The sequence below is a fragment of the Kribbella pratensis genome, from assembly GCF_004365355.1.
GTDB lineage: Bacteria > Actinomycetota > Actinomycetes > Propionibacteriales > Kribbellaceae > Kribbella.
In genome coordinates, this window is sequence record NZ_SODP01000002.1 from 461,198 (window position 1) to 484,938 (window position 23,741).

The 23,741-nt window shown below is 66.7% G+C and carries 20 protein-coding genes; 8 read left to right on the forward strand and 12 right to left on the reverse strand.

All coding sequences use genetic code 11. The annotated features are described in order from the left end of the window. Window positions 1–36: 36 nt before the first annotated feature. The 3 genes from EV653_RS18845 to EV653_RS18855 are packed head-to-tail and all read left to right on the forward strand — an operon-like array spanning window position 37 to window position 2,608. Complete coding sequence (locus tag EV653_RS18845) at window positions 37–1,035, forward strand: zinc-dependent alcohol dehydrogenase family protein (protein ID WP_134105056.1); 999 nt, start codon at window positions 37–39, stop codon at window positions 1,033–1,035. A gap of 11 nt (window positions 1,036–1,046) precedes the next feature. Further along, the gene (locus EV653_RS18850; RefSeq protein ID WP_238160153.1) at window positions 1,047–1,769 is read left to right on the forward strand and encodes an NAD(P)-dependent oxidoreductase; all 723 of its coding nucleotides are present in this window, start codon (window positions 1,047–1,049) and stop codon (window positions 1,767–1,769) included. Window positions 1,770–1,825: 56 nt separating this feature from the next. After that, window positions 1,826–2,608, forward strand: a complete 783-nt coding sequence (locus tag EV653_RS18855; protein WP_134105057.1) for a FadR/GntR family transcriptional regulator — start codon at window positions 1,826–1,828, stop codon at window positions 2,606–2,608. Here the strand turns inward: EV653_RS18855 and EV653_RS18860 are convergent. The 8 genes from EV653_RS18860 to EV653_RS18895 all read right to left on the reverse strand — a co-directional run bounded on the left by EV653_RS18860 (window position 2,593) and on the right by EV653_RS18895 (window position 10,060). Beyond that, window positions 2,593–3,429 carry an amidohydrolase family protein gene (locus EV653_RS18860; protein WP_202871737.1) on the reverse strand — a complete coding sequence of 279 codons (837 nt, stop codon included), beginning with the start codon at window positions 3,427–3,429 and terminating at the stop codon, window positions 2,593–2,595. The two genes, EV653_RS18855 and EV653_RS18860, sit on opposite strands and share 16 nt — an antisense overlap. After that, window positions 3,426–3,764 carry an L-rhamnose mutarotase gene (locus tag EV653_RS18865; RefSeq protein ID WP_134105058.1) on the reverse strand — a complete coding sequence of 113 codons (339 nt, stop codon included), beginning with the start codon at window positions 3,762–3,764 and terminating at the stop codon, window positions 3,426–3,428. The genes EV653_RS18860 and EV653_RS18865 overlap by 4 nt, the downstream gene beginning before the upstream one ends. Next, window positions 3,761–4,942, reverse strand: coding sequence for a mandelate racemase/muconate lactonizing enzyme family protein (locus tag EV653_RS18870; protein WP_134105059.1), 1,182 nt, complete (start codon window positions 4,940–4,942; stop codon window positions 3,761–3,763). Before EV653_RS18870 ends, EV653_RS18865 begins: the two co-directional genes overlap by 4 nt. A gap of 22 nt (window positions 4,943–4,964) precedes the next feature. Continuing rightward, window positions 4,965–5,867 (reverse strand): carbohydrate ABC transporter permease, encoded by a 903-nt coding sequence (locus EV653_RS18875; RefSeq protein WP_202871738.1) that lies wholly within the window; start codon window positions 5,865–5,867, stop codon window positions 4,965–4,967. A 2-nt stretch (window positions 5,868–5,869) separates the two neighbouring features. Continuing rightward, window positions 5,870–6,811: a carbohydrate ABC transporter permease gene (locus EV653_RS18880; protein ID WP_134105061.1), complete on the reverse strand. Its 942-nt coding sequence runs from the start codon at window positions 6,809–6,811 to the stop codon at window positions 5,870–5,872. A gap of 1 nt (window position 6,812) precedes the next feature. Continuing rightward, the gene (locus tag EV653_RS18885; RefSeq protein WP_134105062.1) at window positions 6,813–8,189 is read right to left on the reverse strand and encodes an ABC transporter substrate-binding protein; all 1,377 of its coding nucleotides are present in this window, start codon (window positions 8,187–8,189) and stop codon (window positions 6,813–6,815) included. A gap of 99 nt (window positions 8,190–8,288) precedes the next feature. Next, window positions 8,289–9,044, reverse strand: coding sequence for an SDR family oxidoreductase (locus EV653_RS18890; RefSeq protein WP_134105063.1), 756 nt, complete (start codon window positions 9,042–9,044; stop codon window positions 8,289–8,291). Continuing rightward, complete coding sequence (locus EV653_RS18895; protein ID WP_134105064.1) at window positions 9,041–10,060, reverse strand: zinc-dependent alcohol dehydrogenase; 1,020 nt, start codon at window positions 10,058–10,060, stop codon at window positions 9,041–9,043. The genes EV653_RS18890 and EV653_RS18895 overlap by 4 nt, the downstream gene beginning before the upstream one ends. Before the next feature lie 52 nt (window positions 10,061–10,112). On the opposite strand from EV653_RS18895, the gene EV653_RS18900 reads away from it, so the two are divergent. The 3 genes from EV653_RS18900 to EV653_RS18910 all read left to right on the forward strand — a co-directional run bounded on the left by EV653_RS18900 (window position 10,113) and on the right by EV653_RS18910 (window position 16,710). Next, window positions 10,113–11,105 carry an aldo/keto reductase gene (locus tag EV653_RS18900; protein ID WP_134105065.1) on the forward strand — a complete coding sequence of 331 codons (993 nt, stop codon included), beginning with the start codon at window positions 10,113–10,115 and terminating at the stop codon, window positions 11,103–11,105. A gap of 117 nt (window positions 11,106–11,222) precedes the next feature. Next, on the forward strand, window positions 11,223–13,859 hold the full coding sequence (locus EV653_RS18905; RefSeq protein WP_202871739.1) for a right-handed parallel beta-helix repeat-containing protein: 2,637 nt from the start codon (window positions 11,223–11,225) through the stop codon (window positions 13,857–13,859). A 124-nt stretch (window positions 13,860–13,983) separates the two neighbouring features. Then, on the forward strand, window positions 13,984–16,710 hold the full coding sequence (locus EV653_RS18910; RefSeq protein WP_134105066.1) for a glycosyl hydrolase family 95 catalytic domain-containing protein: 2,727 nt from the start codon (window positions 13,984–13,986) through the stop codon (window positions 16,708–16,710). Window positions 16,711–16,809: 99 nt separating this feature from the next. Here the strand turns inward: EV653_RS18910 and EV653_RS42495 are convergent, their stop codons facing one another. Further along, complete coding sequence (locus EV653_RS42495) at window positions 16,810–16,941, reverse strand: hypothetical protein (RefSeq protein ID WP_255510822.1); 132 nt, start codon at window positions 16,939–16,941, stop codon at window positions 16,810–16,812. Between the two features lie 171 nt (window positions 16,942–17,112). On the opposite strand from EV653_RS42495, the gene EV653_RS18915 reads away from it, so the two are divergent. Continuing rightward, window positions 17,113–17,892: a maleylpyruvate isomerase family mycothiol-dependent enzyme gene (locus EV653_RS18915; RefSeq protein WP_134105067.1), complete on the forward strand. Its 780-nt coding sequence runs from the start codon at window positions 17,113–17,115 to the stop codon at window positions 17,890–17,892. Window positions 17,893–17,924: 32 nt separating this feature from the next. Here the strand turns inward: EV653_RS18915 and EV653_RS18920 are convergent, their stop codons facing one another. Beyond that, a complete protein-coding gene (locus tag EV653_RS18920) occupies window positions 17,925–18,941 on the reverse strand; it encodes a LacI family DNA-binding transcriptional regulator (RefSeq protein ID WP_134105068.1) in 1,017 nt (338 codons plus the stop codon). A gap of 303 nt (window positions 18,942–19,244) precedes the next feature. Here EV653_RS18920 and EV653_RS18925 point away from each other — a divergent pair, with 303 nt between their 5' ends. Next, window positions 19,245–21,353, forward strand: a complete 2,109-nt coding sequence (locus EV653_RS18925; protein ID WP_134105069.1) for an alpha-L-arabinofuranosidase — start codon at window positions 19,245–19,247, stop codon at window positions 21,351–21,353. Window positions 21,354–21,444: 91 nt separating this feature from the next. Here EV653_RS18925 and larA read toward each other — a convergent pair whose 3' ends face one another. Continuing rightward, window positions 21,445–22,719 carry a nickel-dependent lactate racemase gene (gene larA, locus EV653_RS18930; RefSeq protein ID WP_134105070.1) on the reverse strand — a complete coding sequence of 425 codons (1,275 nt, stop codon included), beginning with the start codon at window positions 22,717–22,719 and terminating at the stop codon, window positions 21,445–21,447. Between the two features lie 33 nt (window positions 22,720–22,752). Next, a complete protein-coding gene (locus tag EV653_RS18935) occupies window positions 22,753–23,715 on the reverse strand; it encodes a glycoside hydrolase family 43 protein (RefSeq protein WP_166679489.1) in 963 nt (320 codons plus the stop codon). Between the last annotated feature and the right edge of the window lie 26 nt (window positions 23,716–23,741).

Sequence of the window (23,741 nt, forward strand, 5' to 3'; positions counted from 1 at the left end):
CGTCGTACCGGGCCACACGATCAAAGGGAGTCAGGCATGACGAAGGCAGTGCGCTTCGACGAGCTCGGTGGGCCGGAGGTGCTCCGGCTGGAAGAGCTGAAGCTCGAGGAGCCCGCCCACGGCGAGGTCCGGATCCGCGTCGACGCGATCGGCCTGAATCGGGCCGAATCCAATTTCCGTTCGGGCACCTACGTCTATCCGCCCAACCTGCCGGGCTCGGGGCTCGGCTACGAGGCCGCCGGAGTGGTCGATGCGGTCGGCGACGGGGTCGACGAGTTCGCGGTCGGCGACGCGGTCAGCGCCGCGCCGACGTTCCTGATGACCGACTACGGCACGTACGGCGATGCGGTCATTCTGCCCGCCCACGCCCTGGTGCACCGTCCGGCCGAGGTCGATGCGGTGACCGGAGCCGCCATGTGGATGGCCTACACGACCGCGTACGGGCTGCTGGTCGAATTCGGCCGAGTCAATCCGGGCGACACCGTACTCATCAATGCGGCATCGAGCAGCGTCGGCCTCGCCTCGATCCAGGTCGCCAACCACCTCGGCGCCATCCCGATCGCCACCACTCGCACTCACGCCAAGAAGCAACGGCTGCTGGACGCCGGCGCGGCCCATGTCATCGCCACCGAGGAGGAGGACCTCGTCGCGGAAGTTCATGGCCTGACGGGTGGCCGGGGTGTGGAGTTGGCCATCGACGCCATCATGGGCCCGGCGGTCACGACTCTCATCCAAACGGTCGCGCCGGACGGAAGCCTGTTGTTCTACGGCTGGCTGGATCCGACGCCGGCGCCGATGCCCATCGCCGCTGACTTCCGTGGCCGCAATATTCGGACCTACGCGTTCACCGAGGTCACGATCGAAGATCCAGCCCGGCTCCGCCGCGCCAAGCACTTCGTCAATGCCGGTGTGCGAGCGGGCACGCTCCGGCCCGTGATCGACCGCACCTTCGACCTGACCGACGTCGTCGCGGCTCATCGCCACCTGGAGTCCAACGCCCAGTTCGGCAAGATCGTCCTCACGGTCGAGCACTAGGCGTGCGACCGATGCATGAGGACGTCGTCGCTCCGGCTGGACTGAGAGTCACGATCCTCGGGGCCAACGGTCCCACCGGCCGACTGCTCACCGAACAGGCACTGGCGGCGAAGTGTGACGTCGTCGCCTTGACCAGGCGCCCGAAAGAGTTTCCGATCGCGCATCCGAACCTGGTGGTTGCCGGAGGCGACGTCCGCGATCCGACGGCCGTCGACACCGTCGTCGATGGCAGCGACGCTGTGCTGTCGGTGCTCGGGACACCGTTCACCAAGGGCAAAGTCGAGGTCTACTCAGAGGGCGGCCGGAACACCCTCGATGCGATGAAGCGGTTCGGTACGACGCGACTCGTCGTCGTCACCTCCGGCGCCGTCACGGATCGGCCTGAACCGACCGGCGGATTTCTGTTCAACCGAGTGCTTCAGCCCTATGTCACGCGGGTCATCGGCAAAACGGTTTACGACGACATGCGCCGGCTGGAGGACCTCGTGGCAGCCAGCGATGTCGACTGGACCGTGTTGCGCCCTTCAGGGCTCTTCGAACTGCCGCGGGTGACGGACTACTCCCTCACCGAAGAGCACGGACCGGGACGGTTCACCTCGCGCCGGGATCTGGCAGCCGCCATGCTGCAGCAAGTCTCGGACGACCGGTTCGTGCGGAAGGTGGCCCACGTGATCACCACAGCAGACAACCCGAACATGCTGTCGCTGATCTGGCGCGAGGCCCGGAAGAAGTAGCACCTGGCCGCCGTCGACGTAAGGCCGGCGGGCTGATCGTCGGTAAGATCATACGTATGGCAAGGGACTCGATTCCGGCATCCGGGCTGATTCCGCGACGTCTGCCCGCGGGTCGGCTCGGGGTTTCGGTCGTCGCCGAGCTGGTGGACCTGATTGTGACGGGCCGGTTGCAGGAGGGCGACCTGCTGCCTCCGGAAGCGCCACTGAGCGAGCATTTCGGTGTGAGCCGGACGGTGTTGCGTGAGTCGGTGAAACGGCTCGAGGAGAAAGGGCTGGTCACCGTCTCGCAGGGTCGCGGCACCCAGGTGCGAGCACCGGGGTACTGGAACATGCTGGACCCGGTGGTGCTGTCGGCACTGATCGACAACGACGAGAGCCTGGGTGTCCTCGACGAGTTGACCGTGGTGCGTGCGAGTCTCGAGTCAGCGATGGCCGGAGCGGTCGCCGGAGCCCACAACGCCGACGAGCTCCGCCGGCTGGAGAACGCGTTGACGGCGATGCGGGAGAGTGAATCCGAGACGGACTCGTTCCGGCAGGCCGACGTGATCTTCCACTATGCCGTCATGGAGATCTCCGGCAACCAGCTCGCCGAGAACATCGCCAAACACCTCTACAAACGAGCCGTCGAGTCCAGCCGGTACCAGGGCATCGACCCGCCGGACGCCGTGGCGCTCACTCTCAAGGAGCACGAGGCGATCGTCAAGGCGATCGCGCGCAACGACCGCGCCGGCGCCGAGAAGGCGATGCACAATCACATCCACGGTTCGTGGGAGCGTCGCCGGCTGTCCGACCACGCTCCCCGCCCCCGCGGCCGCAAGCGAGGTCAGCGGCGCGAGTAGATGTCGGCAGCGTTGCTGCCGAACACTCGCGCACGCTCCGCCGCGGACAGCTCGCCCAGCAGGCTGTCCACGGCAGCTTTCCAGGCCACCGCTCCACCGCCGAGCTCCACCAGCGGCCAGTCGGAACCGTAGAGCAGGCGGTCCGGCCCGAACGCCTCCAGGGCGATCAGCACACGGTCGGCGAGATCTTCGGCGCGCCAGGACCCCGGCGTCAGACCGGACACGATGCCCGAGACCTTGGCGGCGACATTCGGACGGCGTGCGAGCTCCTTCAGCCCGGCTGCCCAGGCGCTCGCGTCCGCTCCGGGCGCAGGCGGCCCGCCCAGATGGTCCAGGACGAAGCGCACTCCCTCGTGCCGACCGCTCACGACCGCCGCCTGCGGCAGCTGCCAGTCGCGGACGACGAAGTCGAAGCAAAGACCCTCGCGCTCCAGCACACCGATGCCGAGGGCAACGTCCTCCCGCGCCAGCCACTCGGGATCGGGATCGATGTGCACGAGATGCCGCACCCCGACCAGCGGAACGGTCGCGTTCCGGCGGATCTCGTCGAGCTGCGCTTCAACGTCGGTGGTCAGGTCGACCCAGCCGACCAGACCCGCGACCACGGACGGATCCAGCTGAGCGAGCCGGACACTCTCCGCCAAGCTGTTGCTCGACTGAACGACGACCGCATGGTCGAGCCCCGTCGAGCCGAGCATCTCCTTCAGGTCGGACGCTCCAAAGTCCCGGGCGATCGGCGCCATCGTCTCCGGGTCGATCCAGTCCTGCGGGTCCAGTGCCCGATCCCACAGATGTACGTGCGCGTCGATTCCCACGGTCATCCGAGATGCCAGACCTCGTCGACGGGCTGCCACAACGCGCCCGGGATCCGCTCTTCGGCGATCCGCACCTGGCACGGGTCGGTGTGCTTCCACCACTCCTGCGACACCGGGTCGTCCGCGATCCGCTGCATGTCCGCGTCGTGGTCCTCGCCGACGTACTCGTAGTACGCGAACAAGATGTCGCCGAAGACGAAGATGCTGTAGTTGCGAATGTTGCACTCGACAAGCTTCTGCTCCACGCCCGGCCAGACGGCGCTGTGCAGCTTCAGGTACTCCTCACGCTTCTCGGGACGTACGCCGACGACGAGCGCGTGACGCTCCGGCGCGCGCGTCACGAGACCGGCCTCAGCGGCATGGCGGGAACGTCGATCACGTCCGGCTCGGCCACCAGCCGTAGTGCGGCGCGCTCCGGCCGGATGTGCGGTCCCGTCGACGCGGGAACCGCCGCCGCGGCACCGGCCGGTACCAGCTGGGACTCGTCCACCTCGATGCCGATACCCGGGCGATCGCCGAGAATGATCCCGCCGTCGTCGAACTCCTGGTCGACGTCCAGACCGACGGGGAAATGCAGATCCTGGACCTCGTGCGTCAGAAGATTCGGTACGGCGGCGGCCGCGTGCGCGATCGGGTTCGCGTTGTAGGCGACGGGGCTCACCGGCAGGTCGTGACCGTGCGCCAGCGTCGCCACCCGCAGGAAGTGGGTGATCCCCCAGACGTTGCCCACCTGGACGATGTCCAGGGCCTTCGCGTCGAGTAGCGGCCGGTACTGCTCGAGACCGGTCAGGTTCTCGCCGCTGGCGATCGCTGCCCGGACCTTGCCGCGCAGCGCGGCCAGACCGGCGGCATCCCACCGGCGCAGCGGTTCCTCCACCCAGGTGAGGTCCATCCGCTCCTCGATCGCTGCCACGTACCGGGCAGCCTGGGCCTGGTTCCACGACTCGTTGGCGTCGAACATCAGCGCGGGCCGGCGGGAGTTGCGGCTCAGGACGTCACGGGCGATCTCCAGTCGCGGCAGGTCCCGGTCGAGGTCACGGCCGCCCTTGAGCTTGGCCGCCTTGAAGCCGCGGTCCGCGAAGCGTCCGTAGAGCTCGGCCAACTCCTCGTCGGTGAGGCCGTACTCGAGGCCCGACGCGTAGCCGGGAACGAACCGTTCGCGCGCGCCGAGAAGCCGCCAGAGCGGCTCCCCGGCCGCCTTGGCCTTGATGTCCCACAGCGCCATGTCGATGGCACCGATCGTGCCGAACACGGGTCCTGAGTGGCCGGCCTTGAACACCCAGTCGAGCATCCGGTCGTAGAGCGCGATCACCGATCGCGGGTCCTCGCCGGCCACGGCAGGGAAGACCCGCGCGATGTCGTTGTGCGCGCCGAGGCCGACACCCTCGATGCCCGCGTCCGTCTCGACGACGAGCACGGGCACCGGGGTCGTGTTCCCGCTCTGTACGCCGTTGACGTCGCCGGTGACTCTCCCCCAATCGTGAACCGTGCTCAGACTGCGATATCCGGTGATCTTCATAGGTGGTTCTCCTTGAGGGCGGTCATTCCTTGGTGCCTCCCGCGGTCATCCCCGCGACGAGGAACCGTTGCGAGAAGAGGAACACGAACAGCACGGGCAGGATCGACACGATCGTCGCCAAAGCCAGGGTAGGCAGCTGGACGGAGTCGGATCCTGCCGAGCTGGGGTTGAACGCGGGGGTCGCGGCCAGCAGCGAGGTGAGCCCGACCTGGACCGGATAGCCGTCGCTCGAGGGCAGCATCACGAACGGCAGGAAGAAGTTGTTCCAGTTCTGCACGAAGCTGAAGAAGGCGACCAGCGCGACGATCGGCGCGGCCAGCGGCAACGCGATCCGCGAGAAGACCTGGAACTCCGTGCAGCCGTCGATGCGGGCAGCCGCCAGCAGGTCGCGCGGGATGCTCGTCGAGAAGTAGATATAGGTCAGGTAGACGCCGAACGGGAAGAACGACATCGGCAGGATCACCGACAGCGGACTCCCGATCAGGCCGATGCTGTTCAGCTCGAGGAAGATCGGCAGTACCAGAGCGGTGCTGGGGATGAGCATCACCACCAGCGTCAGCACGAGGAGCGCCCGGCGTCCCTTGAACTCCGTGAGCGCCAGCGCGTACCCGGCGGGGACGCCGACCACGAGCGTGATCACGAGCGCACCGAGCGCGTAGACGGCCGAGTTCCCGATCCAGGTGGTGACGGCGCCGTCCTGGAAGGCGAACAGCTGGTGCCAGTTGGCGACGAGATCGCTCCACGAGCCGGCTGAGAACGGGTTCGAGACGATCAGCGATTTCGCGGACTTGGTGACCGCGAGCAGCAGCCAGACGATCGGGATCACGAAGAACAGGACGAACAGGGCCATCACGATTCCCGCGACGGACCGCGCGCTCCACCCGCGGAGGTTCACGCGGCTGGACTCACCGGACAGTGCCGACATACTCATTCCTTCTCGAACAGGCCGCCGCGGGTCACGAACACCCACGACAGCAGGAGCGCGACCACCAGCAGCAGGAGCGAGATCGCCGCCGCGCCGTTGAAGTCGTTCTGCTGGAACGCGTACTGGTAGGCAAGCTGGTTCAGCGAGTAGTCGTTCGGGACCACCGCGTTGCTGGCCTGACTGAGCAGTTGCGGTTCGACGAACAGCTGCGTGCCCGCCGCCAGCGACATGACGCCCATGTACGCGATCCACTTGCGCAGCATCGGCAGCTGGATGTGGATCGCGGTCTGTACGGCGTTCGCGCCGTCGACCCGGGCCGCCTCGATCACCTCGGTGCTGATGTTGTTCAGCGCGCCGTACATGATCACGATCCATCCGCCGGCCCCGGTCCAGAACGCGATGATCGCGAAGATCGCAGGCAGGTGCCCGGGCTGGATGACCGCGACGAAGCTGTTGAACCCGAAGGCCTTGAGCAGGCCGCTGACCGGGCTGGCGGTCGGGTCGAGAACGAAGAGCCAGAGCAGCACGCTGGACGCCCCGGCGAGCGCGCCGGGCAGGTAGTAGACGAACCGCAGCGCCGTACTCACCCAGCGGACCCGTACGGCGTGCACGAGCAGGGCCAGACCCACGACGAAGACGACCAGCGCGATCAGCCAGATCACCAGGTAGATGGTCACGTGGAGCACGGCCGGCCAGAACCGGAAGTCGCCGACGACCTTTGTGAAGTTGGTGATGCCGGCGAATCCTCCGTTGGCGTTGGTGAAGGCCAGCACCACGGCGTACAGCGCGGGAACGACGCCGAAGGCCAGGGTCAGGAGTGCGTAGAGCGCGACGAAGACGTAGCCGATCGGCGTGCGGCCGGCTGTCCGGCCGTTCTGCCGGGCCGGCCGCCGGCGCTCGGAAGCGCCGGCGGTCAGCTGGTCGCTCGGGGGAGCGATGGTCATGTCAGTTCACCGAGTATCCGTTGACCTTGGCCTGGTTCTCGATCGCCTGCTGCCACGTCGGCAGCAGTTCCAGGATCGACTTGCCGCCGGTCACCGCCGTGGTCACCGTCTTGGCCCAGACCGCTTCCTGGCTGAAGATGCCGTAACCCCAGCCGTCCCACACCTGCGACGCGGCGGTGACGATCGGCTCGAGCGAGGTTGCGAAGTACTTGCTGGACTCCTGCTTCGCGACCCACTTCTCGGCCGCCGGGGCGTAAGCCGGGTAACCCGGCGCGACCTTCACCTGGTAGTCGTCGGCAGTGGTGACGAACTGGACGAACTTCTCCGCCGCAGCGAGGTTCTTCGAATGGCTCGAGATGAACCACGTCCCACCGCCCACGTTGCCGGTGACCGGCTTGTCGTCGCCCTTCCACGGCAGCGGCGCGGCGATGCCGAGCTGGCCGGCGGGCACCTTCAGCGACTGCGGGTTGTTGAAGATCGCGCCGGCGTACCAGGCCGGACCGGGCATCATCAGTACCTTGCCGGTGTACTTCTTCAAGAACTCCGGGGTGAAGACGCTGACGACCGGGACGGTTCCGTTGCCGCGGAGGGTGTCCAGCATCGACGCCGCCCGCTTGCACTCGGTCGTGTCGGTGTTGACGGTGACCGCCTTCGGTCCGGTGATCCCGTTGGCCTGGCACTTGCTGGCCCAGAAGAAGACCTCCGGCGTCCACGCGTCCCCGGCCGTGCCGATGATGTAGCCGGGGTGCTCCTTGGCCACCTTCTCGCCGAGCGCCTGGTACTCCTCCCAGGTGGTGGGAACGGCGTACCCGAACTGGTCCATCAGCTTCTTGTTGTACCAGAGCACGGCCTGCGCGAGGTCGTTCCGCAGGCAGTACACCTGACCTTCCACGGTGCACGGGTTCAGCGAACCCGCCGTGAACTTCGAGAGCGTGTCATCGGGCACCAGGCCCTTGTTGAGCACGGCCGCGAAGGCCTGCTTGCCGCCGCTCTTCTGGCTCGCCCACGCCGCGTCGTTGTTCTGGCTGGAGAACACGACGTCCGGCCAGCCGCTGCCGGCCCGGTCGAAGAGCTGCATCTTGGTACGGAACGAGTTCGACCCGTTCGCCGATCCGTCGTACGACACGACCTGGATCTTGGTGTCCGGGTTGGCCTGCTGGAAAGCCTTCGCGGCGGCCTGCCGGTCGGCGTCCACCCAGACCGTGATGGTCGACGAAGTGTCCTGCTTGGCTTCGGGGAAGCCGTGCGACCCGCTCGCCGAGCTGTTGCTGCCGCCGCACGCGGCGAGCACCAGGAACGCCGTTGCGGCGGCGCAGAGCACGGCGACGGTCCTCGCCGGCCGGCGGCGGAGCTGAACCGCGGTGTGGATTCCGACCATGAGCTGTCCTTGTCTTGTCGACTCTATTGACGAGTCGGAGTGGATCGGTGATGCCAGATGATAGGGCATACGTATGATGTATGACTATGCCTCGGCGTGTTACCGGGCCAGCCAGCCGCCGTCGACCGGAAGGATCGTGCCGGTGACGTAGCGGGCGGCGTCCGAGGCCAGGTACACGGCCGCGCCGGCGATGTCGGCCGCCGTACCCCAGCGACCTGCCGGGATCCGTTCGAGGATGGCGCGCGACCGGTCGGGATCGTCCCGCAGTGCTTCGGTGTTGTCGGTCGCGATGTAGCCGGGAGCGATCCCGTTCACGGTCACGCCGCGCCCGGCCCACTCGTTGGACAGCGCGCGCACCAGCCCGGCCGCACCGGACTTGGCGGCCGCGTAGCCCGGCACGTTGATCCCGCCCTGGAACGAGAGCAGCGAGGCGGTGAAGACGATCCGGCCGTACTCCGCCTGCAGCATCCGCCGGCCGAGAATCTGACTGAGGACGAACGCGCTGGTGAGATCGACCTCGAGTACCTCGTCGAACCAGTCGAGGGGATGCTCGGCCGCGGGCGCGCGGCGGATGGTCCCGGCGTTGTTGACCAGGATGTCCACCTGGCGGCCGTCGAGCGCTTCGGCGAAATCGATCACCTGAGCGCGGTCGACGAAGTCCACCCGGTGCCCGGAGAAGTCCCGGCCGAGTTCGCGCACGCGGTCACCGATCGCGGACGAGGTGGGGTCCAGGGTGGCTGACACACCGACGATGTCGGCGCCGGCAGCGGCCAGCGCCTCGGCGACAGCAAAGCCGATCCCGCGCTTCGCACCCGTCACCACCGCGAGCCGCCCGGTCAGGTCGAAGGGGTTCATGAGGCGTTCAGCTCCACCAGCAGCTTCATCGCCTGCCCTGCCTCGAGCACACCGAAGGCCGACTGCACCTCGGCCAGCGGTACGACGCCGGTCACCAGCTTCGCCGCCGGTATGGTGCCATCGGCAACCAGTTCCGCGGCGCGCTCGAAGTCCGCTCGTTGGTACACCCGCGCACCGAGGATCCTCAGCTCCCGCCAGAACACCCGATGGAGATCGAGCGGCCGCGGTTGCGGATGGATCGCCACCACGACAAGCGTTCCGCGGACCTTGACCAGGTCGGTGGCTCCTCGGACGGCCGCGGCAGCACCCGATACCTCGAACACCACATCCGCGCCGGCGCCACCTGTCCACTCCTCGACCCAGGCGGCCTGGTCGACCGACGAGGGGTCCACCGTCGTGAGTCCGAGCTCCGCAGCAGAGGCCCTGCGGGCCGGATCGATCTCCGCGACCACGACCTCGGCACCGAGCGCGGCCGCGACGGTCGCGATCAGCACACCGATCGGTCCGGCGCCGATGACGACGGCCTTGTCGCCGGCCGCGAGCTCCGACCGCCGTACGTCGTGCACCGCGACGGCGACCGGCTCGACGAGTGCGGCGTCTCGCAGGGACACTCCCGACGGCAGCCTCACCAGTGTTGCCGCCGGGACGTTCCAGAACTGCTGCAAGGCACCCGGGCTGTCGATACCGATGAAGTCCAGGTGCTGGCAGATGTGCTGGTTCCCCGCTCGGCATGCCGGACACGTCCCGTCCCAGACGAGCGGCATGACGGTCACCGGGTCACCGATCGACCATCCCTCGACGCCAGGTCCCAGCGCGGCGATCGTGCCCGACATCTCGTGCCCGATGGTTGCCGGCGTGCTGACCCGAGCGTCCATGTCGCCGTGGAACACGTGCAGGTCGGTGCCGCACAGGCCGACGTACGCGACGGCGATCCGAACCTCCCCCGCACGCAGGTCGGCCGGCTCGCGCTCCTCGAGCGCCATCGTCCGGCTACCCACGTAGTTGACCGCGAACATCCCTGTTTCCTCCTCGATAGAACGCGGCAAACATAATACGTATGCTGAAAATATGTCCAGAGACCCACTTGCCACCAGGCCGCTGCGCACCGGTCACCAGCTCACCGAACTCGGCCTCGGCGCCGCCCAGTTCGGCAACCTGTTCACCGAGACCACCGACCAGCAGGCAGCCGGCGCGGTCACGGCCGCCCTCGACGAAGGCCTTCGCTACTTCGACACGGCTCCGCACTACGGCCTGGGACTGTCGGAGCGCCGGCTCGGCCAGGCATTGGGCGGCACCGATGGCGTCCTGGTCTCCTCGAAGGTGGGACGTCTGCTGGTCGCGAGTCCGGAGACCGCCAATCAGCTCGACGACGACGGCTTCGTGGTCCCCGCAACGACCAAGCGCGTCTGGGACTTCAGCCGCGACGGGATCCTCCGCTCCGTGGAGCAGTCCCTTGCCCGCCTCGGGACAGACCGGCTCGACATCGCGTACCTGCATGATCCGGACGACCACTGGGAATCGGCCGCATCGACCGGAATCGCTGCCCTGGTTGAGCTTCGGGAACAGGGCGTCGTCGGCGCGATCGGGGCCGGCATGAACCAGGCCGCGATGCTGGCGGAGTTCGTCCGGCGTACGGATGTCGACGTCGTCATGGTTGCCGGGCGGCTCACCCTCCTCGACCATTCGGCTCTCGACGAACTGCTGCCCGTCGCCCACGAGCGCGGTGTCGGCGTGGTCGCGGCGGCGGTCTACAACTCTGGCCTGCTCAGCAGCGCAACCGTCGACAGCACCGCGTACTACGACTACGGACAGGCCCCGCAAGCCGTCGTCGACCGTGCGTCACGCCTCGCCGAGATCTGCGATCGGTACGACGTAAGCCTTCCGGCGGCCGCGATCCAGTACCCGCTGCGCCATCCCGCGGTCGTTTCGGTGGTCACCGGCATGCGCACCGCGGAGCATGTCCGCAGTACCGCGAACCGGTACCGGCAGGACATCCCGGACGCCCTGTGGGACGAGCTGCACTCGACCGGTTCAGCTCCGGATCCGGCCCGAAACCTCTAGTCGAGCGAGCTCTTGTCGCAAACATCATACGTATGCTAACTCTGTTCCGGGGGTATCGACGCCCCCTAGAACAGGAAGCGATCGAACATGACATTGAGGTCTGAATCGCGACGCTCGATGACCAAACCCAGGGGACGCCGACCGGCCCTGCTGGCGCTGCTCGGCGCCGGCGCCGTCATCGCCTCGGCGCTCAGCCCGCTGAGCGCGCAGGCCGACCCCGCGACGACGTACTACGCGGCACCGGACGGCAAGGACGCCGGGAACTGCACCCAGGCGAAGCCCTGCACGCTGGAACGAGCGCAGAAGGTGCTCCGCAAATCCGTGAAGCACGGCGACGTTACCGTTCAACTTGCCGACGGCAACTACCGGCTGACGGAGCCGCTCCGGTTCGACGCCGACGACAGCGGCGGCGACAACACCGTGCACTGGACTGCCGCCCCCGGCGCCCACCCCGTCATCACCGGCGCCTCCGCGGTCACCGGCTGGACCAAGTCCACCGCCGGCCCGGGGATCTGGGAAGCCAGCACTCCCAGCGGCATCGACAGCCGCCAGCTGTACGTGAACGGCGTGATCGCTCCGCGCGCCGCGATCCGTCTCGCCAACTCCGACGTCACTCCGACCGCGACCGGTCTGACCATCAAGAACCCGGCACTGAGCTATCTCGCCACGCTTCCCGACCAGGGCCGGATCGAGTTCGAGTCGCTCGGCGACTTCACCAACCGGTACTCGCCGGTGCAGAGCATCAGCCCGACCGAGATCACGATGGTGCAGCCCGCGTGGGACAACAACACGTGGGGCTGGGACACTGTCCAGCGATCCTTCCTGGCGGGGCCGAGCTGGTACCTCGACAACTCGCTGAGCTTCCTCACCCAGGTCGGTCAGTGGTACATCGACCCGACCGGCGGCAAGCTCTACTACAAGCCCGCCGACGGCGTGGACCCTAATCAGCTGGATGTCGAGCTGCCCCGGCTGCAGTCCTTGATCAGCATCGGCGGGACCTACGACAACCCGGTCACCGGCCTCTCCTTCGAGGGCATCCAGTTCTCCGGGACGTCGTGGCTCGGCCCGTCGGTCGACGGGTACGCCGACCAGCAGAACGGCCTGTTCATCAAGGGCACCTACGACTACCGCCCCGCGGACGCGTTCACCAGCTGCTCCCGCGGCTGTGAGATGTTCGAGCGCGCGCGGACCTCGTGGTACCAGGAGCCGGCCGCAGTGCAGGTCTCGGCCGCGAGCCGTGTCTCGTTCACCGGGAACACCTTCACGAACCTCGGCCAGTCGGCACTTGGCATCGGCAACGACGCGAACGCGACCGTGACCGGCGTCGGCCTCGGCGCGAGCAACATCGATGTCGTCGGCAACCAGTTCGTCGAGAACAGCGGCCACGGCGTCGCGGTCGGCGGCGTACTGCCCGACGCGCATCACCCCAGCGACCCGCGGATGACCAACCAGGACATCCTGATCGAGAACAACACGATCAACCGGGTCGGCGTGGACTACAAGGACAACAGCGGCATCCTCAGCACCTACGTCACCGGCGCCCGGATCCTCCACAACGAGGTCTCCAACGTCCCGTACGACGGGATCGACACCGGCTACGGCTGGGGTATCAACGACGCCGGCGGGTCGAACGACTACGTCGACCGCGGCTACTACAACTGGAACACCAAGTACACGACGCCGACCACGCTCAAGGACACCCAGGTCGAGGGCAACCTCGTGCACAACACGAAGGCACGCTTCGCCGACGGCGGGTCGGTCTACAACTTGTCGGCGAACCCCGGCGCAGTGGTCAGCAAGAACTACCTGTTCAACATCTCCGGTGTCGGGCTGTACCTCGACGAGGGCTCGCGGTCGATGACCTACGAGAACAACGTGGTCCAGGGCGGTTCGTTCGTGTTCACGAACGCCTCCAGCCTGCGGAACAACACCAGCGACAACCTGATCCAGAACAACTGGTACAACTCCGGCGGGGCCTCCACGCCGAACGCGGCGGCGCACAACAACCAGCTGATCAACAACCTCAAGATCAGCGGCACCAACTGGCCCGCGGGAGCAGTCGACGTGATCTGCGCGGCCGGAGTCGCACCGCAGTACCGGACCTCGCTCAACGCCAACCAGTTCGGCTTCACCGGCTGCCCGGTCGCTGCTCCTGTCGCGCCCGGATGGGCGATCGCCAACGCCTCTGTCGTCAACTCCTACACCGGCCAGAACGGTGGAGCCTTCGGAATCGCGGCCGCGGGTGCGGACGTCTGGGGCGCGGGAGGTCAGCACGACGACCAGTTCGCCTCGATCTACCGCCCCGGTTCGGTCCAGGCGACGACCAGCGTCTCCGCGCGGGTCGTGGCGGTCAACGACTCCAACTCGAACGCCAAGTCGGGCGTCATGATCCGCAACGACATGACCAAGGCCGGATCCTCGGCCGGCTACGCGGTCGTCGCGGTCACCGCTCGCAACGGGGTCGTCTTCGAGTACGACGCCAACGCTGACGGCTACCTCGACACCGAGGCGCGCGCCAGCGCCGACATCTACCGGCCCATCTGGGTGAAACTCGCCCGGTCCGGCACGTCGTACAGCGCCTCGTACTCCTACGACGGCCAGAACTACGTCCCGATCGGCACGCCGGTAACCCTGGCCTCGGCCGCAGCCCAACAGGACGGCGGCATCTTCTCCACCTCCCACAACACAACGCAATCAGCGATCAACGAGTTCGACTCCGTCGCCATCACAACGGCCGCGGGATCAGCTTCCTAGGTCTCGTATCCAAGCACTCACGCAGAAACCGCAGGCCTTCCCACCAGCGGAAGGCCTGCGGGTGTGGTTGAGCTGTCGGCGGTTCGTTCCAGGTAGACAACTTCCTGATACGGAGGAGCACGAGATGGCAGCAGAAAATACCTCGCGGGCGAGTGGGGTCTCGCGGCGCCGGTTCGTCGGTGGAAGCCTGAGTCTCGGGTTGTCGGCGGCAGCGACAGGTTCGCTGTCCGCGATGGCCTCCCCACCGAGTCCGGTTCCGGCCCCCGCTCACCCGAGCGACAAGAAGGCGCCACTGTTCGATCCGGACTACGCCCGGCTGATCGGTCGGTCGGACCTCACCTACACGGGAAGAATCACCACCGGGACCCAGGGCATGTCCGTGGCCAACGGACGGTTCGGCGGCCCGGTATGGCAGAGCAACGGCAGCACCCTGGTGATGCAGCTGAACCACACTGACATGTTCATGTTCAACGATGCCTCAGCAGCGTCGAAGGACCATCAGAACTCCGGTGGCGGCGTCCTCGGCCGGATCCACATCGGCTTCGGAACCGGGACCGTCTTCGACACCACGACGCAACAGCATCTGTCGTTGTACGACGGGAAACTGAGCATCGCCGGCGTCGGCGTAAGCGCCGACGTGATTGCCGACGTGGATTCGGATGTCGTCTCGATCCAGGTCACCGACAACCGAGCCACGCCCCAGCCGATCACAGTCGACCTGGCCATGGTCCGGGACGCCAACCAGATCTGGGGCGCACACAGCGCGATATCCACCCTGACTACCGTCGCCGGCACCGGGCGCCCGGGTTCGCGGAACGAAACGATCGTGCTGGAGCAGGTCGTTCAGGAACCCGCGGACACTGGCATCAAGGTCAACGATCACTACGTCAACACAGCTGTAGCGGCGACTGTGCAGGATCGAGAGATCTCGGACGTCGTCAGCGGCACGATCGGCAACCGGGCGACGCTGCGAATGACTCTGCCCGCGCGACAGGGCACCTTCACGGTTGTCGTCGGTGGGAACGCCGATACGCGGAAAGCAGTTCGGACGGCCGCGGCCGCGGCGGTTACGAACGCTACGAAGGCTCCCGGCCACACCTGCATCTATGCCCGCAGCCAGGCTTGGTGGCGCGACTTCTGGCACCGGTCGTACGTCTACTTCCCCACGCAGTTCAATTTCGAGCAGCGCCGCAACTACTACATGTACCTGGCCGCGATCTCGAACCGCGGCTCCTATCCCAGCAAGTACAACGGCGGCATCTGGATCGGAGAAGAGGACCGGCGGGACTGGGGCAGCTTCTTCTGGAACTGGAACCAGGACTGCCTGTATCAGCCCCTGCTCGCCGCCAACCACCTGGATCTGCTGGAGCCGCTGTTCACGATGCGGCAGGCGGGTTTCGAGCAGTACAAGGGTGCTGCACAACAGATGTGGGGCAGTGAGGGCATCTTCATCGGCGAGACCGCCGGCATTCTCGGCTGGGAAACCCTGCCGGCCGGCATCGCGGACCCGATGCAGCAGTACTACACGTTCAAGACCAGCACTCGCAGCCAGGAATTCACCGACATCACCATGCGGAGGAACAAGTTCCTGTCTCCGTGGAACTGGAACGTCTTCGGCGGCAACAGCCAGGCGAGCTACGTCACGCACACCATGATGGCCACCCAGGAGACCGCCGAGTACTACTGGCAGGTGTACTGCTACACCAAGGATGTCCATTGGCTCCGGGAGGTCGCCTATCCCTTCATCAAGGGCGCCGCGGAGATGTACCGGTCGTACGACGGTCTCCGGAAGGAGAGCGACGGGAAGTACCACGTCTACAACACGAACCTGCACGAGCACATCTGGGCCGGCAAGGACGTCATCGATGACCTGTCCATGGCCAGAGGCGTCTTCGCCGCAGTGGTCAAGGCGTCCGAACTGCTCGGTGTCGACCAGGAGAATCGCCCGCAGTGGAGGGACATCCGCGACAACCTCGCGGCGTACCCGCTGCGATCGGATCCCGACGCCCTGTGGGCGGCGAGTACGAATCCGGCGCTCGCGTCGCAGTTGGCAACCGACCAGCCGGCTTGGGCGCAGGGTCTGCGACCGGCGTACTTCATCCGGGATCTGCACGGCACCGAGAGCCCGATCTTCAAGATGCTCGAGAAGTACGACGTACTGAACCTGGAGACGCGGGACCAGGGTCTCGACAACGGCGATTGGGAGATCGCGCTCAACACGTATCTCCACTCGCCGGGCTACCTGAACCAGGTCAAGGGCCAGGTCATCGACAGGAACGGCTCGAGCCGCTTCCACGTGGACGCGGCCAAGCTCGGGCGAGCGGATGACATGGTGAACATCCTGAACACGCAGTACGGCGTGTTCAGCACCTACGGCGTCTTCCCGAACCTGCTGTTCAACCAGCTGGACTACTACTCGGCCGAAGGCTACGGCACCTTTGCGGCAGCGCTGCAGGATGCATTGCACCAAAGCCTGAGCCCGACTCCTGTCGGCGATCCCGTGATCCGCGTGTTCCCGGCGTGGCCCACGGCGTGGGATGCGAAGTACAAGCTGCTGGCCAAGGACGGCTTCCTGGTGTCGTCGTCGATGGTGGCGGGCGATATCCAGTACGTCGAGATCGAGTCGCAGCTCGGCGAACGCGCCCGCGTCAGAAACCCGTGGGATTCCGATGTGGTGCTGTACCGCGAGGGACGGAAGGCCGAGACACTCGTTGCCCCCGAGAACGGTCTGCTGGAGTTCAAGACCCACAAGGGCGAGAACATCGTCCTCGTCCGGGCGGGCACGACGCCGGACACGTACCGGACCTCTGAGCTGATCGACACGACCGCGGCAACCACCAGCCCGAGCTAGAACTTGCCGCCGGTCGCGCTCACGGGCGGCTCCCCGAAGTCGGTTGCTCCTAGCAACCGACCCGCGGAGCCGCCCGTGAGCGTCGTACGGCGTCGATCTTTACTGGGTGACCACCAGGTGGTCGAGGTTGAACCATCCGGCGTCGAGGGTGTAGGTGCCCGCAGACTGGGTCATGATCCGTCGCGTCGCGCTCCCCCGGGGCGTCGTGAAGGATGCGGCGAAGCCGGACACCAAACCCTCTGGAGTATCGCAGTACGCCCCTACTGGCCGCCGGACACCTAATCGAACCGATTCGACTCGTTCTCGCACGGCGAGGCGTGTGATCGCCGCAGCCTCTTGGCTGATGTCAAGGTGGAGCGGGTGGCTTCGACCCTCAAGTGAGACTGGGCGGAGGAGATGTAGATGGAGTTCGGGCGGCATTGTGAGTTGATTGTCGAGCAGGCCGGGCTGTTGGCCGGGCATCTGGTTGGTAGGCCGGGCGCGCAGTTGGGGGTGGCGGTGCCGTCGTGTCCGGGGTGGAATGTCGGGCAGCTCGTCCGCCATGTCGGCGGCGCGCACCGTGAGGCAACCGTTGTCGCGCGGACCGGTGAGGCACCGCCGTACGACGAGTTCCGCGACCCGACGCACTGGTACTCCGAACCGGCCGATTGCACCGACACCGAACTGCGCGAGCTCGCCGGCTGGGTCGTCGCGGGAGCACATGAGCTGGCGGAGGCCCTGCGTAGCGCGGGTCCCGACGTACCGATCAAGATGCCGATCGAGGACCCGACCACACGTTTTACCGCCCGGCGGATGGCGCACGAGACCGTGATGCATCGTGCCGACGCGGCGCTCGCTCTCGGAGTGGAGTACGAACTAGATCCCGAGGTCGCGGCGGACGGGATCGACGAGTGGATGGAGCTCGGCGCTCTCCCGTTCCACTTCGAGGTGCATCCCTGGATGCGTGAGCTGCTCGGCCCGGGCCGAACACTGAAGTTCGCTGCTCCGGAGCAGTCCTGGGTGGTCGACCTGACCGGCGATGCGATCCGCTGGCGGCACAGCGACGAGCCCACAGCGGTCGTCGCCCGGGGACCGGTCACCGAGTTGCTGCTCCACCTCTACAAGCGCCGCGACAGCAGAATCGAAGTGCAAGGCGATAACGACCTGCTCGACTACTACCTGCAGCGTGTCAGTTTCGGATGACCAACCGGCGGGTGGCCGTCGCGATCGTGGGATCAGCGGGCGGCTGGCGGTGGGGCTGTGCTGTCGCGGATTGTGAGTGAGGTGGCTAGTTCGATGCGGCTGGGTTCGCCGGGTTCGGTACCGCCGTCGATGATGACTTGTACTGCCATTCGGGCCATGTCCACGAGGCGTTGCTGGACGGTGGTCAGTGGTGGGGTCACCCAGTCGCACGCGGCCAGGTCGTCGAAGCCCACGACGCTGATGTCGTCGGGGATGCGTACGCCGCGCGACTGCAGGGCTTTGTAGGCGCCGAAAGCCTGGAGGTCGGTTCCCGCGAAGATCGCGGTCGGCGGGTCGGCCAGGTCCAGCAACTCGAGTGCCGCCGCTTGCCCGCTCGGCGGAAAGTGGTCGCCGAACCGGAGCAACTCGGGCTCGGGGGTGATTCCCGCCCGTTCCAGCGCGGCGCGGTACCCGCCGAGGCGGGCCTGGGTGCACAGCAGGTTCGGTAGCCCGGCGATCATCGCGATCCGTCGGTGCCCAAGGCCGACCAGGTGCTCGGTCGCGGCCAGGCCGCCGGCCCAGTTGGTCGATCCGATCGACGGAATGTTCGCGTCAGGATCGCCGATGGGGTCGATCAGCACGAGCGGGACTCCCAGCGCGTCGAGTCGTTCCCGTTCGGCTCGGTCGAGGTTCGAGACGGCGAGAAGGACGCCGTCGGAGTGCCGCCCGGCGAGGTTGTCGAGCCACCGCTGAGCGTCGACCCGATCGCTGTGCACCGCTGACACCACAAGACCGATGCCGGCTTCCCGACAGGCATCCTCCGCGCCGCGGATGATCTCGACGGACCACGGGGTCGCCAGTTCCTTGATCACCAGGTCGACCAGGCCCGCCTTGGGCTGCTTCCCGCTGGGCCGCCGCTGGTAGTTGTGCGCCCGCAGCACTTCCTGCACACGGTCGCGCGTCTCCGGAGCGACCTCGGCTCGGCCGTTGAGGACCTTCGACACGGTCGGAGCCGACACACCGGCCGCGCGAGCGATATCGGTGAGCTTCACGCGGTCGGTTCTGGCCATCATGACTCCCCGGCAGAAATTTTCGGCGCTCCCGCCGACAGTTTACTCACGGCCAACCCCGTCGGCGGAGCCAAGGCCGTGGCCTCGAAGTCTTGACGAGCCGGATCACGGGATTTAGCGTTCGACACGAAAGATTCAGAAACTTTCATTCAATCTTTCCGGGCAAGTCCCGCGGACCTATCCGCCGTTCTGTCGTCGTGGGCGCGCTGCGAGTGTCAAGGCCTCGTGTACGCCGCGCCGGCATCGCCGTACCTGCACGGATTCGCCATCCACACCACGCGTCGAGGGGAAGTTGAGAACCAGATGGACAGCATCTCTCCCGAAAGCAGCGGCATCTCGCGCCGCACCGTCATCCAGGCATCCGTTGCAGCGGGTCTGGCGACCGGACTGTCCGCGACGGCCGGCACTGTCGCGGCGTACGCCGACAGCCCCGGCATCCAGGCCGGGATCGACGTCTCGAAGACGAACGATCCGATCCAGAAGTACGTCTACGGCGCCTTCATCGAACACATCGGCACGCTCGTCTACGACAGCCTGTGGTCGGAGGTCCTGTCGGACCGCAAGTTCTTCTACCCCGTGGACACGCAGAACCCCACGATGAAGAAATGGCGGCCCGTCGGGACGGCGACTGCCATCACCATGGACACGACGACGCCGTACGTCGGCGAGCAGTCGGCGAAGGTCGCGCTCAGCCGCTCGGAGTCGCGTGGCATCGGGCAAACCGGCCTCGGTCTTGCCGCCAAGGGGTACGTCGGCCGGGTGGTGATCGCCGGAGACCCGGGTACGCACGTCATCGCGACGCTGACCTGGGGCGACGGTCCGGGGCAGAGCCAGAGCGTGACCCTCGCGGTGAAGAAGGGCTGGACGACGATCCCGCTGCGGTTCACCTGCCGCGCCGCGACCACCGCCGGCAAGCTCGAGATCACCGGCACGGGCTCCGGCGAGTTCCGGGTCGGCGCCGCGTCGTTGATGCCGGCCGACAACGTCAAGGGCTTCCGCAAGGACACCATCGATCTGCTCCGCGGTATGGGCGGCTTCTGGCGTTTCCCCGGCGGGAACTTCGTCTCCGGCCACGACTGGCAGAACGCCATCGGCGATCCGGACCTACGCGCGACCACGTTCGACTACGACCGCAATCAGGCGCAGTCCAACGATGTCGGCACCGACGAGTTCCTGGCTATGTGCGATCTGCTCGACACCGAACCGTATCCGTGCGTCAACACCGGCTTCGGATCTGCTCGCGAGGCCGCGCTCATGGTCGAGTACGTCAACGGCGCCCCCGACACCCCGATGGGTGCCCTGCGGTCCGCGAACGGTCACCACAAGCCGTACGGCGTCAAGTACTGGGCCGTCGGCAACGAGATGTTCGGCTTCTGGCAGCTCGGCTACATGACACCGGCCCACTACATGATCAAGCACAACCTGTTCGCGGACGCGATGCGGAAGGTCGACCCCTCGATCGCGATTGTCGCGGTCGGCGGCTTCCCGGCCAGCATGACGGTCCACCGGCTGCCCTTCTACATCGACCCGAGCAGCCGGCAGATCGTGCAGCCGACCAAGGTGAAGGTCGAGTACGGTTCACTGACCGACTGGAACCACCGGCTCCTGACCAGCAGCGCCGGTAAGTTCGACATCATCTCCGAGCACTGCTACGGCACCACCCAGCGGTTCGACCTCAACCAGGGCAAGTACATCAACGTCAGCCCGGCGGAGTCGATGGTCGACTCCTGCCGCCGGGGCGCCAACTACATCAAGTCCGTCCGCGAGAACTGGGAGCTGTACAAGCCCGACTTCCCGGAGCTCGAGCAGAACCAGATCAAGGTCAGCATCGACGAGTGGGGCTTCCAGAACGCGTCCGGGATGAAGCAGTTGTTCGGCCTGGCGATGATGCTGCACGAGATGTTCCGGGCCAGCGACTTCATCACGATGGCGGCGTACACGATGGGTACGTCGTGGCTGTCGTACAACAAGACGGATTCGACGTACAGCGGGGCAGGTGTGCTGTTCAAGCTCTACCGGGAGCGGTTCGGCGTGACGCCGGTGGCCATCACCGGTAACTCGCCCCAGCCGACGCCTGGCTGGCCGGCTGGTGGCGATCAGCCCAGCGTCAACGCGGGCAGCCCGACGTACCCGGTCGACATGATGGCGGCGCTGTCGGAAGACGGCCGGACGTTGACGGTGGCAACCGTCAACGCGACCGCAGACGTCCAGAACGTCAGTGTCGACCTCGCCGGATTCCAGGTCCGGCCAAACGGCCGGTTGTGGCGGCTCACCGGCACCAGCCTGGACGCGACGAACAGGGTCGGCCAACCGCCGCAGGTCACCGTGGCCGAAGCAGCGTTCGACGCACGTGACAGTGTCCTGGCAACTGCGCCGTACAGCATCGAGATCCGGGCCTTCACTCGCGCCTGACCCGGCTCGTCCCCGTGCGCGCGACCGTCATCACAACCGGTCGCGCGTACGGCGGAGCCGGGGTGGGCCGGCGCCGACCGTTCAGGCCCGATCAGCGGCCGGCAATGTACGGGATCGTCTGCGGACCCTCGGGCAGGATGCACAGGCGCGAATCCGGACCCGCTGCAGCCAGGGATTCGGCGATGGTCGCGGTGATGTCGGCGGTTTGTTCCAGGTGAGCAGTGCGCAGTTCGGCATCGGTGAGGAAGCCGGTGTGCATGACGACCCGGCTCGTGGCCTGGATCCGGGCCTGGATCTGCACCTGCCATTGGTCGGGGGCGGTTTCGGCGCTCCGTCCGATCTGATCGAGAAGCGCCTGGGGCGAGTCGGCCGAGACCAGGACCGAGCGGTAGTCCCCGTGATCGGGGAAGCCGTCGCGACATTCGGCTGCGCAGATGATCGTGCCGCCGGGGCGAACGATCTGGTGTGCGGCCGACATTCCCTTGACGGACTGATAGAGGTTCTGGTCAAGGGGAAACCCCGAGTTCGTGGTGACCACCACGTCGAACGGCGCATCTACCGGCTGCATGGCGATTCGCTTGGCGGTGGCACAGGCGGCGGCGTGCATCGACGGCAGATCGCCGCCGAACGCCGCGACGATGTCCTTGTCGCGATTGAGCACGACATCCAAGGCGAACGTGACACCGGTGGCCTCGGCGATCGCCCGGACGTCGTCGTGCACCGGGTTTCCCTGCGTCACCCCCCACGTCGCTTTCGAACTTCCGATCCGGGCGGCGTCATGCAGCACCAGAACAGTGTCGAGACCCGCCAGACCGGGCGCGACCAGCTTCGGCCCACCCGAGAAGCCGGCGAAGAAGTGCGGCTCGACGAAGCCGGTGGTGATCCTGACGTCCGCATCGACCCACTGGCGGTTCAACCAGACCGGTACGCCGTCGCCGTGGACTCCCAGCCAGGCCAACTGCTCCCGATCGCGTCCGTCGTGATTGACGATCCGCACGGAGTCGACGACCTCGTCCCCGAACATCTGGCGCAGTTCGGCGTCGCTGTTGCCGCGATGCGTTCCGGTGGCGACCAGCACGACCACGTCAGCCAGGTCGACCAAGCCGTCGAGCTCGGCAAGGACGGCCGGGATCATCAAGTGCCGCGGCTGCGGCCGAGTACCGTCGCAGGCAGAGATCGCCACGGTCTGACCGCGCTGGATACGCTCGCGCAACGGTGGTCCGGCCACAGGCTCACGCAGCGCGCGGCGCAGCACGGCGTACGGATCGGCGGCGGCGTCGTGATGGACCGGTTCCACCACGGTCGTGCGCGCAGAGTCCGCCTCGACGACCAGACCGGACTCTCCGTAGGCCAAACGCACCTTCATCTGCCGGATCTTCCTCTCCAAAGACTTCTGCACTCACATCCAAGCAGCACTGAGCCGCTCGTATTCTTCGGCGGTCACCGGCAGAACGACGCCGTGGCAGGGGTCTGTCGGCAGCCGATGGTCTTTCGATGGGATCCACTCGCCGCCGGCGAGGTCGGTCGTCTCGAAGGGGACGTACCGGCGTTCCGGCGTGAACTCGTCGATCCAGAGGTACCACTTGTTCTCGGTGTTCGACTTGTACACCAATGGGCCCTCGCCCTGGGTAACCGCTCCGAGGCCGATGCCCTCGGCCAGCGGCTTCCAATCGGCCGCAGACAGCGACGTCGACGTCTCGGAGTAGATCGACTTGCCGTGCGGTGCGTCCCCGCTGCGGCTGCGTTCGTCCTTGAGGAAACGGTAATAGACGCCCTCGTGCTGGATCACCGTGGTGTCGATCGTGTGCCATCCCCGGTCGATCCAGACGCGGGGCGCGGAGAACTCGCGGAAGTCGCGGGTGGACGCACACATGATCCGGTTGTAGCTGTCCCCCTCGTGTTCAGCGTCGTCGTACAGAGTTGAGGACCAATGAACCAGGTAGGCCTCCTGCTCGGGGTCCCAGACCGCCTCCGGTGCCCAGGTGTTTCCGGCCTCGGGCGGAGCGACCTCGACGAGTCGACCCTCACCCCAGTTCACGAGATCTGCCGACTCCCAGACCATGATCGAGCGGCTGCCTCGGCGCTGGTGCCGGTCCCAGTCGAGGCTGACATACAGCCGCAGGTCGGTTGCGACCAGGTAGAACCGGTCGCCGTCCGGGGAACGGACGATGTGCGGGTCACGGACACCGCACTCGCCCAGGACGGAGTACAGCACCGGCTTGCCGCCGTTGAGGTCGTCGAAGTGCAGCGGGTCGTTGCCGTCGCTCAAGGCGAAGTAGATCTGCTCACCGTCGGCTGATTCACGCTTGAAATGCGCGTACAGGTAGCCCACATAGTCGGGTGGCACTTGGTTGGGTTTCATGGGAGCTGACTCATCCTTGTCGCGGC